This window comes from Ruegeria sp. BHSB064, assembly GCF_059613205.1.
Window position 1 is genome coordinate 1 of record NZ_JBXWSB010000131.1, and the last position, 11,370, is coordinate 11,370.

General features: G+C 58.0%; 11 protein-coding genes. 4 read left to right on the forward strand and 7 right to left on the reverse strand.

Annotated elements, in window-relative coordinates:
* A partial coding sequence (locus tag AC2FNU_RS21065; RefSeq protein WP_496792150.1) for an ion channel occupies positions 1–431 on the forward strand: 431 nt, incomplete at its 5' end.
* On the opposite strand, the gene cobS is transcribed toward AC2FNU_RS21065, so the two are convergent.
* Positions 428–1,192 (reverse strand): adenosylcobinamide-GDP ribazoletransferase, encoded by a 765-nt coding sequence (gene cobS, locus AC2FNU_RS21070; RefSeq protein ID WP_496792152.1) that lies wholly within the window; start codon positions 1,190–1,192, stop codon positions 428–430. The two genes, AC2FNU_RS21065 and cobS, sit on opposite strands and share 4 nt — an antisense overlap.
* A 78-nt stretch (positions 1,193–1,270) precedes the next feature.
* Between cobS and cobT the strand changes: the two genes are divergently transcribed.
* On the forward strand, positions 1,271–2,281 hold the full coding sequence (gene cobT / locus AC2FNU_RS21075) for a nicotinate-nucleotide--dimethylbenzimidazole phosphoribosyltransferase (RefSeq protein WP_496792154.1): 1,011 nt from the start codon (positions 1,271–1,273) through the stop codon (positions 2,279–2,281).
* A gap of 30 nt (positions 2,282–2,311) precedes the next feature.
* Here the strand turns inward: cobT and AC2FNU_RS21080 are convergent, their stop codons facing one another.
* Entirely contained in the window at positions 2,312–4,192 is a 1,881-nt protein-coding gene (locus AC2FNU_RS21080; protein ID WP_496792157.1) for a monovalent cation:proton antiporter-2 (CPA2) family protein, read from the reverse strand.
* Between the two features lie 20 nt (positions 4,193–4,212).
* Positions 4,213–4,668 carry an Lrp/AsnC ligand binding domain-containing protein gene (locus tag AC2FNU_RS21085; protein WP_171091132.1) on the reverse strand — a complete coding sequence of 152 codons (456 nt, stop codon included), beginning with the start codon at positions 4,666–4,668 and terminating at the stop codon, positions 4,213–4,215.
* A 147-nt stretch (positions 4,669–4,815) separates the two neighbouring features.
* Here AC2FNU_RS21085 and hppD point away from each other — a divergent pair, with 147 nt between their 5' ends.
* Positions 4,816–5,913 (forward strand): 4-hydroxyphenylpyruvate dioxygenase, encoded by a 1,098-nt coding sequence (hppD, locus tag AC2FNU_RS21090; protein ID WP_496792159.1) that lies wholly within the window; start codon positions 4,816–4,818, stop codon positions 5,911–5,913.
* A 59-nt stretch (positions 5,914–5,972) separates the two neighbouring features.
* On the opposite strand, the gene AC2FNU_RS21095 is transcribed toward hppD, so the two are convergent.
* Positions 5,973–8,024 (reverse strand): hypothetical protein, encoded by a 2,052-nt coding sequence (locus AC2FNU_RS21095; protein ID WP_496792161.1) that lies wholly within the window; start codon positions 8,022–8,024, stop codon positions 5,973–5,975.
* A gap of 155 nt (positions 8,025–8,179) precedes the next feature.
* Between AC2FNU_RS21095 and AC2FNU_RS21100 the strand changes: the two genes are divergently transcribed.
* On the forward strand, positions 8,180–8,884 hold the full coding sequence (locus AC2FNU_RS21100; protein WP_496792164.1) for an SIMPL domain-containing protein: 705 nt from the start codon (positions 8,180–8,182) through the stop codon (positions 8,882–8,884).
* Here AC2FNU_RS21100 and AC2FNU_RS21105 read toward each other — a convergent pair.
* The 3 genes from AC2FNU_RS21105 to AC2FNU_RS21115 all read right to left on the reverse strand — a co-directional run.
* A complete protein-coding gene (locus tag AC2FNU_RS21105) occupies positions 8,881–9,597 on the reverse strand; it encodes a GNAT family N-acetyltransferase (protein ID WP_496792168.1) in 717 nt (238 codons plus the stop codon). The genes AC2FNU_RS21100 and AC2FNU_RS21105 overlap by 4 nt on opposite strands.
* Positions 9,598–9,599: 2 nt before the next feature.
* Entirely contained in the window at positions 9,600–10,892 is a 1,293-nt protein-coding gene (locus AC2FNU_RS21110; protein ID WP_496792172.1) for an O-acetylhomoserine aminocarboxypropyltransferase/cysteine synthase family protein, read from the reverse strand.
* A gap of 72 nt (positions 10,893–10,964) precedes the next feature.
* A partial coding sequence (locus tag AC2FNU_RS21115) for a GT-B fold glycosyltransferase domain-containing protein (protein ID WP_496792174.1) occupies positions 10,965–11,370 on the reverse strand: 406 nt, incomplete at its 5' end.

An 11,370-nucleotide genomic window follows, 5' to 3' on the forward strand; every position in this document is an offset into this window, starting at 1 on the left:
TGATCCATTCCTATCACCTGTTGCGGGATTTGCGACGCGACAGCAACTTCTTTCGCACCCACGAAGACGCGGTGATTGCAGCGATCAACCTGATGGTTTTTGTCTTTGCAACCTCGACCGCTGTTCTGGTGTTCTTCATTCCCGATGACTCGCAAACCCCCTATATTGATGCGCTCTATTTCACGATGGCGACCCTAACGACCACGGGGTTTGGCGATATCACCCTGTCTACACCGGGCGGCAAACTGTTTTCGGTCTTCATCATGGTTGTGGGCGTCGCGCTCTTTGTGCGACTGGCACAGGCTATCTTCATGCCTCAGAAAGTCCGTCACAAATGCCCAAGCTGCGGTTTGTTCCGGCATGATCCGGATGCCGTGCATTGCAAACACTGCGGCGGCACATTGCGGATCGAAACCGGAGGCGCGTCTTAAATCAACGCGACGCAGGTCAGCAGAAATGTGATTTCGGAGACCAATTGTGCGGCCCCCAGAATATCACCTGTTTGACCACCGATTTTTGCCTTGGCGATAAGGGCGATGACTGCCGTGCTGGCTGCTGCAAAAACCATAGCAATGACAGCGCCTGCCCCCAGAAACAGTAGGGCGAGTGCTGCGGCCAACCCCAATGCTGCTATGACGGAGGCCACTTGGGGCGTACCGACAGAACGGCTCAGGCCTGATGTTCGCGCTTGAGGCAACCCGGCCATCACCGCAGGCATCAGCGCCCGAGACACAATGCATGCGGACAGGATCGCCCCCACCGCTCCGGCGGTCAGCAAGGCTGAGATGGCCGAGATCCGAACCAGTTGAAATGTGATCAGGGCAAGTACGCCGTAAGTCCCGATATGGCTGTCTTTCATGATCTCCAAACGCCGTTCGCGGGTGAACCCACCCCAGAGGCCGTCGAATGTGTCGGCCAGCCCGTCCTCGTGCATAGCGCCGGTTGTCGCGATCAGCGTGGCCAATAGCAGACCAGCAGAGGCCAGAACGGGCAGCCCCAATGTAAGCGCGCTCCGCCCCACAAGACAGGCAAGCCCTCCGACGATCAGACCCACAAGGGGAAAAGCCCAGACCGACTGAGCTTGCCGTGAGAACACCGGATCAGGCAAACGCGGCAGGGGCAGGCGGGTGAGCAGCACCAGTGCAAGCGGAATATCCCTCAGAGAAAAGAGTTTCGTGTCGTTTTTATGCACGCCCGTGCCTTTCGGGGTCTTGTTGGATTCAGTGCTTCGGTTAAACACACAGGACCACTCTGATGCAATGAGGCTTTCATGCTGCCTGAACTGAATGATTTGAACGCGTTCCGCGCTGCACTGTCGGCGGCTCCGGGGCCCGATGCCGCAGCGGCGCATGGCGCGAGCGAGCGTAACGGACAACTGACCAAGCCCCCCGGTGCACTTGGCCGGCTTGAGGACTTGGCGATCTGGTATGCGGGATGGCGCGGGGATGCGCGTCCGCAGATCTCAGCCCCGCAGGTCATCGTCTTTGCCGGAAACCACGGTGTCACTGCGCAGGGCGTATCGGCCTTTCCGCCGGAAGTCACCGTGCAGATGGTTATGAACTTCGAACATGGCGGCGCGGCGATCAATCAACTGGCCAAAGCGGCGGGTGCGACCATGAATGTGCACGCGCTGGACCTGGACAAGCCGACAGCGGATTTCACGCAAGCTCCGGCAATGAGTGAAGATGAATTGCTGACTGCGCTGCGCACTGGCTGGCATGCTGTTGATCCAAAGGCCGATCTGCTGGTTGTGGGCGAGATGGGTATCGGCAACACAACTCCGGCTGCGGCCATCGCATGCGCGCTGTTTGGCGGGGATGCAGAGGATTGGACCGGTCGCGGGACCGGCGTGGATGACGCGGGTCTTGCAAACAAAACCCGCGTTGTGGCCGAAGGTGTTGCGAAACATTCCTCAGAGGACGGCCTTGAGGTTCTGCGCTGCCTGGGAGGGCGCGAAATCGCCGCAATGGCCGGTGCGATTGCCGCCGCGCGCGTGCTGCGTATTCCGGTTATTCTGGATGGGTTCATCTGCACGGCCGCCGCTGCTTGCCTTTGGAAACTGTCAGACAGCGCACTGGATCATGCGATTGCAGGGCACCAAAGCGCGGAAGCGGCGCATGGGGCCGTATTGTCGAAGCTTGGCAAGGACCCGTTGCTGAGCCTCGGTCTGCGTCTGGGCGAAGGCTCTGGCGGGGCACTTGCGATCAACATTCTCAAGAGTGCGGTCGCTTGCCATTCTGGCATGGCAACTTTCGCCGAAGCCGGCGTATCTGACGGCTAAGGTCTTGCCTGACCCAGGGTTTGATCTGGGTCAGGCAGATTTCTTTGCGTGCTCTTCCGCCAATTCAAGCAATGCGGTTTCCAGATCTTTTTCCAGCTTCTGAGCGCGCTCGATATATTTCTTGTTCTCGGCTGTCGGCATGCCGGGAACCCAGAGCTCGGCCAGATCACGGACTGACGTCCGGTCGTGGTGATAAAAGGTCTGTTCGGCCTGCGCCGCCTCGTATTCACTCAGCCCAATATTCTCCAGAACATAACGCCCTGCGCGCAGCGAGCTGTCGAACAATTCACGGACGATGTCGTTGGCACCCGCCTGATACAGCTCGTACACGTGGGTCCGGTCGCGGGCCCGGGCGATGATGTGCAGGTCGGGGCGTTGCCGTCTGGCATACCCAACCAGCCGTGTCACTTGCTTGTGGTCGTCCATTGCAGCCACAAGAACCGATGCTTTTTCCAACCCCGCAGCGCGCAGCAATTCAGGGCGCGTCGGGTCGCCCAAAAAGCCTTTAACTCCGAACCTGCGCATCAATTGAACGGTTTCGATGTCATGATCCAGAACCACCGTTTTGAAGCCGCTGGCGCGCACCAGCCGGTTCACGATCTGACCAAACCGTCCGATGCCTGCAATGATTACAGGGCCTTTCTCGTCAATCTCATCGGGTTCGGGTTCTTTGGCGGTGTCGCCTATTTTCCGGGACAGAAGATCATAGATGATGAACAGAAGGGGGGTGATCAGCATGGTCAGAGCAATGATCATCAGAAGCTTCTGAGAAAGATCGGGCGGGATGACGTTCTGCTGCGTGGAAAACGCCAACAGCACAAATCCAAATTCACCAGCCTGTGCAAGCCCAAGCGTGAACAGCCAATGGTCGCGCCCGCGAAGCTTAAAGGCTTTGCCGACCAGAAACAGGATGATCCCTTTTGCAAGGATCACAAGCAATGCCAAGCCAATCAGGTCCAGCGGGTCATTGAAGAAATAGGCAACGTCGATCCCGGCACCGACCGTGATAAAGAACAGCCCAAGAAACAGCCCTTTGAAGGGTTCAAGGTCGCTTTCCATTTCATGCCGAAACTCTGAGCTGGCCAGCACGACACCCGCCAAAAACGCGCCCAGAGCGGGCGACAGTCCAACAAGCGTCATCAGGAAGGAAATACCGACCACAATCATAAGCGCCAGAGCGGTGTACATCTCGCGAAGGCGCGTCGCGTGGATAAACCGAAAGAGTGGGCGGGTAAGATAGACGCCTGCCAGAATAACAAAAGCAATTGCGCCAAGCGTGACCAGAGTGACGGCCCAACCCGGCAAACCTTCGACCAGAGAGAGGCTGTGATGGCCCGCTGCATGCAGATCACCAGCCCCCCGATCAATCGATCCATCTGCTTCGATATGAGGCATCGCGGGCAAAGCCAACAGCGGCAGTAGCGCCAGGATCGGAATGACTGCGATGTCTTGTGTCAGAAGAACCGAAAACGTAGCGCGCCCACCATTTGTCTGCATAAGCCCTTTTTCTGACAGGGTCTGAAGGACGATTGCAGTCGAAGACAGCGACAGGGTCAATCCGACTGCCAACGCGACGGACCAAGGGTGGTTTGCGTACATGGCCACTGCAGCAATTGCGGCCGTTGACAGCAAAACCTGAAGGCCGCCCAGACCCAATAACCGATCCCGCATGTCCCAAAGGGCACGAGGCTCCAACTCCAGCCCGATCAGGAACAACATCATCACAACGCCAAACTCAGCGACGTGTTGGAGGTTCTCTGTCTCAGCACCGACTAACCCAAGGACCGGCCCGATGATGATCCCGGCGGCCAAATAGCCCAGTACCGATCCCAGCCCCAACCTTGCAGACAAGGGCACTGCGATCACAGCCGCAGCCAGATAGATCGAAGCCTGATATAGAAAATCGTCCATATGTCTCCTCGTGAGCCCGTTCAGGTGGGCAGGGGGGCGTCGCGTTTCAGTTGGTCCATGACTATCTGGCTTTGGACACGGGCAACAGCAGGATGCGGCAGGATGACCTGATGGAGCAAGCTGTTGAGGGCGGAAAGATCGTCGCAATAGACATGCAGCAGGTAATCTGCCTCTCCTGTCATCGTCCACGCGCTTGTAATCTCGGGGCGGGTATCAACCATGCGAGCAAAGCTTTGGGATTGTTCGGGTCCGTGTGTACCCAGATGAACCTGAACAAATCCTTGCACCTGCAAACCAAGTTTCAGCGGATCGAGCCGGGCGGCATAGCCGGTGATATAGCCTTCAGCCTCAAGCCGTTGTCGGCGTCGACCTGCCTGGCTGGGTGAAAGGTTCAGCATCTCACCAAGTTGATGCGCGGTCAGATGCGCGTCCTTTTGCAGGGCAGATAGAAGACGTTTGTCAGTAGCATCCAGCACGTGCGGAAGAATCCCGGAAACTTTGCAATTCATGCGCGTTTTGCGCGCCTACTCTAAGTTTACACGAAAACAATGCGCAGAAACAGCGCTTGAAAAGTCATATTTTTGAATCAGCAATAAATTTCCTGTCTTCAAAGGAGACGCGCCATGGGTCCTTTCCCGCATAACGCCCCGAAATCAGTGATCAGTGAAGAAAACCCCGCCGGGACCGACGGGTTTGAATTTGTTGAATTTGCTCATCCCGAACCGCAGGAACTGCGCGATCTGTTTGCCAAGATGGGGTTCGATCTGGTGGCCCGGCACAAGGACAAGCCGCTGGTGGAACTCTGGCAGCAAGGGGATGTCACCTATATCCTGAATGCCGATCCTGACAGCTTTGCAGACAAATTCGTCGCCGAGCACGGCCCATGCGCACCGTCGATGGGATGGCGTGTTGTCGATGCGCAGAAGGCATATGACCACGCTGTTTCAAAAGGGGCCGAGCCTTATGACGCAGGTGACAAAACGATGGATGTTCCTGCGATTAAGGGCATAGGCGGGTCGCTGATCTATTTCATCGATCAGTATTACGATACATCGCCTTACAATCAGGAATTTGAGTGGATCAAGGAATCCAAGCCGCGTGGCGAAGGGTTCTACTACCTCGATCACCTGACCCACAATGTCTACAAGGGCAACATGGACAAGTGGTTCAAGTTCTACGGTGACTTGTTCAATTTCCGTGAAATTCGTTTCTTCGACATTCAGGGTAAGTTCACGGGGCTGTTCAGCCGCGCATTGACGTCACCCTGTGGCCGTATCCGGATTCCGATCAACGAAGACCGGGGTGAGACCGGGCAGATCGTGTCGTACCTCAAGAAGTACAAGGGCGAAGGGATTCAACATATCGCTGTGGGCAGCGAGGATATCTATGCCTCAACCGATGCCATTGCCGAGAACGGTCTGAAATTCATGCCCGGCCCGAACCGCGCCTATTACGAGATGTCAAAAGATCGCGTAACCGGTCATGACGAGCCTCTGGACCACATGATGAAGCACGGCATCCTGATCGACGGTGAGGGTGTTGTGGACGGCGGTGAGACCCGCATTTTGCTTCAGATCTTCTCAAAAACCGTGATCGGCCCGATCTTCTTTGAATTCATCCAGCGCAAAGGGGATGACGGTTTTGGTGAGGGCAATTTCCAGGCCCTCTTTGAATCCATCGAACGTGAGCAGATCGAAAGCGGTGAAATCTCTGCCGCGTGACGCATGCAAGGAAGAAGCGCCGGGGGACAGCCTCCGGCGATTTTTTTCCCTGATAGCGATTAGCTGCGCGGCATTGAAAGCGTCACGTTGCGGCCCTTTTTCTGATAGCGCAGTTCGCTGTCGCTGATGGCGATGACTTTGCCGCCGTCAATGCGATCCCCGACTTTCAGTTTCTTGTAACGACCACTGGGTAGACGCACCAAGGCGCGACGATTGGCAGGCGTGCCATAGACCCCGATCAGGTTCAGCTTGCGCAGATTGATGGCGTTGTCGATTGTCGCCTGTCGGGCCACCGATGCGGTTGACGGGATCTTGGGTGCAACGGCTTTGGGCTGAAATGACCCGGCGTCGTCAGAGCTTTCAGCCAGTGCCGCTGTTGATGCCAAGGTGGACGGTTTCGCAACTGTCGGTCTGGCAGCTACCAGCCCGGCCGGTCGCGCCCTGGGTCGGGGGACGCGCATAATGTCCAGCTCGGCGACAGAGACTTCGACCTCGGCAGGGGCTTCCAGACCTTCGGGGCGAGCCTTGGGTCTCTTGCCCGCCAGTTCCTCCAGCGATTGGCCGCCAAGCTGCTGACGTTCAAACGTCTCTTCAAGGTTATCCGGGCGCGATCTAGGGCGTAGCCCCGCCAGCCTTTGATCGGCCTCTTCAACAACAGGCTCTTCTTCGAACCGCAGCGGAGCTTGCGGTGGCACCTTGGATGGACGACCCAAATAGACTGTGATGCCTTCGGGGCTCAAAGCACCATCAGACGTTGCGACAACAAGACCCCGATCATCCAGATCGAACCGCGTGCCTGCGACACTGGGCAACTCTTCCCTTAAGAATGGCTCGTCTGTGTCGAAGCTTGATGCAGGCGGTAGTGCCACAGCGTCATTGGACAGATCAGATTTGTCGATGGACGTCAGGTACAGGTCTTCCGGCTCAACGACTTCCGGCTCTTGCAGGGGTGCGGGAGGCGTTACGTCAATCCCAGTCTCGGCAAGGATCTCCTTTGGAGCGTCCGGGTCCTGAGCAATCGGCTCAACCGGTGTCGGGGCAACCTTGAGCGCCTCCAGGATCGCCGCATCCGTAGGAGATAGTTCGGGCTGCTCTTCGGCCTCGTCAGCTTGTGGCTCTAGGGGCGCGCTTTGCTGGGGGTCAACGGCTGCAACTTCGGGCGCGGTGTCAACGGCTGGCTCCGGCTCCGATACATCTGACTCACCTTGGTTTGGCTGAGCCTGCTCGGTGTTTTCCTCGGCCTGCTCTAAGGCCGGTTCGGCAAGGGGGCTCTGCTCGGGCTCGACTGTCGCAACCTCGGGCAACGGATCAGTGTGGGCTTCAGTCTGCGGCTCTGGTACGTCCGGAGCAATTGGGGCCAGCGCGGCTTGCTCTGGCTGTTCAGAAGGGCCAGAGGCCAGCCACGCGCCAAATACCCCGCCAAGCAAAACCACGGCGGCAAATGCGGGAATAGCAAAGCGCCTTGAGGCGGGCTGAGCCGTGGAAAGTGCTGCCGGGGATACGTCCGGCGCGCGAAACGTGTCCGGGGCGGCGGTGCCGGCTATGGGATGAGCGGGCAGGTCAGAAGCGTCATCCTCTTGGGACGGAGCCGTTTCTATAGTTTCCCAGCGCTGCGTCGTAAGGGACGGCTCAGGCTGAACGGGTTGTTCTGTAAACACAGGTTCTCGCGGGAAAGCGCTTGCGTCTTCTTCCGTGGTAAACACTGTCGGCACAAAACCATGACCCACGGCGAAGGTCCGCGCTTCGGCTAATGTCTCTTTCGCGACGGCGGCGACATGGGTTGTTCTGCCGGTCGTCTGGCTGTCATAGCTGAGGTCGGACAGAGCGTAAGGGGTCGCTTCGGCCAGCGCCGCTTCAATCCGGGCCGTCCGGTCTACGTCAAGCAAATCATCTGTTTCGACGTCCAGAAAGCGCACCTGATCAGGTGGCAAGACGATCTTGCAACTCAGGTCATTTTCCAGCGCAAATGCTTTTTCCCGCAACGCCTGCATTTGCTCGGGCAAATCCTGCGCGTCCAATGGAATCGAGCCAATGGCGTACCAATCCCCCTCCGATTGGTGGTGCAGAAAGATTCCGGTTGTTGAAAAAGACAGCGCAAAGGCAGGTTTCATAATCCGGAGGAACCATAATTATCAGCGTCAATGCAAACGACTTTGTGTTCGCAGACCGACAATAAAGCAGGAACCCGCCGAGGGAAAGAAAAAGGCTGGGTCTGCTCTTGCATGGCAATGGGGCGACAACCCATCTTGAGACAGAGAAAATTGGAGTGATAACCTTGAAGACATTCGCTTTTCTGGCTGCGATGATGGCAGCAACGGCCGCAGGCGCAGCCCATGCGGAAGAACGTCGCATTACCGTGGACGCAACCGGAACGGTGCAAGTTGCGCCCGACATGGCGACGATCACGCTGGGTGTAACCAACGAAAACGCTGAGGCCGGAGCGGCCATGCAGGCGACGTCCGAGGCGGTTGCCAAAGTCCTTGCTCGGTTGACCGATATGGGCATCGAAGACCGGGATATTCAGACCCGCGATTTGTCACTGTCACCGGTTTGGTCGGGGCGACACGGGCAGAACGGTGAAAAGCCCGAGATCACAGGATTCACCGCATCGAACCGCGTGTTTGTACGTGTCCGCGATCTGACGCAGTTGGGGACGATCATGGATGCAGTCATTCAGGACGGTGCCAATGACTTTGGCGGGCTGAGTTTTAGCGTGCAGGATCCGAAACCGCTTGAGGCGCAGGCCCGTGCGCAAGCTGTCGGAGAAGCCACCGCCAAGGCCGAACAATTGGCGCAGGCAGCGGGCGTTACGCTTGGCCCGGTCCAGACAATCTCGGAACGTGTTGCCGGTGTCCGCCCGATGGCCGAAATGCGCGCCATGAGCATGGCCGATGCGGGCGGGGTTCCTGTTGCAGGCGGAGAGGTTTCAGTTTCAGTCAGCGTCTCGATGGAATTCGAGATTTCGGACTAGGATTTTTCTTTTGCACGGGCCTTCAGCGGTTGACGTTGCTGGCCCGTGGCGTCGAAATTGCCCGGCGATAGCCAGGCTTCAAACGCATCCCGAATGCGCGGCCATTCGGTATCAATGATTGAATACCACGCGGTATCCCGGTTGCGCCCTTTATAATGGGTCGCTTGCCTGAAAATCCCCTCAAAGGTAAAGCCCAGCCGCTCTGCCGCGCTACACGATGGCGCATTCAGAGCATCACATTTCCATTCATAGCGGCGATAGCCCAACTCATCGAACACCCGCTTCATCATCAGATACATGACTTCGGTCGATTGCGGTTTGCGCTGCAACAGGGGCGAGAAGTGGATATGCCCGACTTCAATTGCGCCAGCAGCGGGCTCGATCCTCAGGTACGAGGCCATGCCAATTGGTACGTCATTGCCGTCCAGTACGGTGTGAAACATCGGGTCTGCGTCCATGCAGGTGGCGCGGGCCCAATCTTCGAACGCAGGCTCGTTGTCGAACGGACCGTAGGGCAGGTAGGTCCAGTTGCGGCCATCCCTGTCATTGGCAAACGCCCGGAACAATCCGGGCGCATGCCTGTTCACGTCCAGAGGCACGACAGAACAGTACCGTCCTTCCATCGGAGTATACGGCGGGGTCGGGCGTGGAAACTCGCCCGAAACCGGCAGGCCGATGGGCTGGCCAAGTTCGTTGGTGTCGTGCCTGGCCATCGTCAGGCGCTGGCCTTGGCCAAAGCCTGATCCAGATCGGCGATCAAATCGTTTGCGTCCTCGATCCCGATGGACACGCGCACAACACCTGGTCCCGCGCCAGCGGCTTCTTGTTGTTCCGGGGTCAACTGCCGGTGGGTGGTCGAGGCCGAGTGGATGATCAGCGAGCGTGCATCGCCCAGGTTGGCCACATGGCTGAAAATCTCGAGCGCGTTGACCAGTTTGATGCAGGCGTCATAGCCACCTTTGACGGCAAAGGTGAACAGCGCGCCGGCACCGCGTTTGTATTGCGACTTGACCCGGTCGTGATAGGGCGACGACGGCAGACCTGCATAGGTGACATATTCCACGCGGTCATCCGCTTCCAGCCAAGCCGCGATCTTCTGGGCGTTCTCAACGTGGCGTTCCATGCGCAGCGACAGGGTTTCGATCCCCATCAGCGTGTAATGCGCGGCTTGCGGGTTCATGGTCATACCCAGATCGCGCAGACCGATGGCGATGCCGTGGAAGGTGAAGGCCAGCGGGCCAAAAGTCTCGTGGAATTTCAACCCGTGATAGGCGGGCTCGGGTTCGCTGAGCGAGGGGAACTTGTCATTTGCAGACCAGTCAAATTTACCGGAATCCACGATGCAGCCGCCGGTAACTGTACCATTGCCGGTCAGATATTTGGTGGTCGAGTGCACAACCAGTGTCGCACCGTGTTCAATGGGGCGGCACAGATACGGCGTGGCCGAAGTGTTGTCGACGATCAGCGGAATGCCCGCTGCATCAGCAACGTCCGCCAGGGCGCGGATATCAGTGACATACCCCCCGGGGTTGGCGATGGATTCACAGAACACGGCACGGGTGTTTTCATCGATGGCGTCCTTCACCGCATCAAGGTCATCGGTGTCGACAAACTTGGCCGACCAGCCAAAGCGTTTGATGGTCTGGCTGAACTGCGTGACCGTTCCGCCGTACAAACGGGTCGAGGCAACAACGTTGCAGCCCGGTCCCATCAAGGGGAACAGCGCCATGATCTGTGCCGCGTGACCGGACGAGCAGCACACAGCCCCAACACCGCCTTCAAGCGTTGCCACGCGTTCTTGCAGAACGGCGACGGTCGGGTTGGTCAGGCGGGAATAGATGAAGCCCACTTCTTGCAGGTTGAACAGGGCCGCTGCGTGATCAGCATCGCGGAACACATAAGCCGTGGTCTGATAGATGGGTGTCTGGCGCGCTCCGGTCGCCGGGTCGGGGCGGGCGCCCGCGTGAATCTGCAACGTGTCAAAACCGTAGGTGGGGCCGTCAGACATCCTGAAAATCTCCTGTTGGAATGTGTCTTGCCGAATCTGTAGGCCATTGCAGGCCAGCGCACAACGATCCTGTCAGCGCAGCCAAAGCCCCTTGCTTTTGATCGTGTTGCGAATGGCCTGTTCCCGGCGCGGCAGGTTATCCTGATCAAACAGGGCGCGGATTTTTGCGCCTTTCCCCTGCAGAACCAGCTTTTTCAGCGGATCGTATTGCTTGAGCACCTTCTTGACCTTGTTCGGTGCCACAACGGTTTCCAGAACGTCGATCACATGGTCGCTTTCACGGGCGTAGAGCAGGGGGAACAGGCGGTAGTGGCAACTGACCGACCCATCGAGCAGCCCTTGCGGAAGCGCATCCCGACCTCCGCCGAACGAATGTACCACAAGCGGAAGGGCGGCTTGATCCAGCCACGGATCAAGGTTCTGACCTGTCAGTTCGGGAATGTGTGCGTCTCGGATCGTTCTGGCATAGTCCAGATAG

What these genes read in the sequence shown, in the direction of transcription:
- cobT (WP_496792154.1), top strand. Translation starts at nt 1,271, where the DNA reads ATGCTGCCTGAACTGAATGATTTGAACGCGTTCCGCGCTGCACTGTCG.
- AC2FNU_RS21080 (WP_496792157.1), bottom strand. Translation starts at nt 4,192, where the DNA reads ATGGACGATTTTCTATATCAGGCTTCGATCTATCTGGCTGCGGCTGTG.
- hppD (WP_496792159.1), top strand. Translation starts at nt 4,816, where the DNA reads ATGGGTCCTTTCCCGCATAACGCCCCGAAATCAGTGATCAGTGAAGAA.
- AC2FNU_RS21095 (WP_496792161.1), bottom strand. Translation starts at nt 8,024, where the DNA reads ATGAAACCTGCCTTTGCGCTGTCTTTTTCAACAACCGGAATCTTTCTG.
- AC2FNU_RS21105 (WP_496792168.1), bottom strand. Translation starts at nt 9,597, where the DNA reads ATGGCCAGGCACGACACCAACGAACTTGGCCAGCCCATCGGCCTGCCG.
- AC2FNU_RS21110 (WP_496792172.1), bottom strand. Translation starts at nt 10,892, where the DNA reads ATGTCTGACGGCCCCACCTACGGTTTTGACACGTTGCAGATTCACGCG.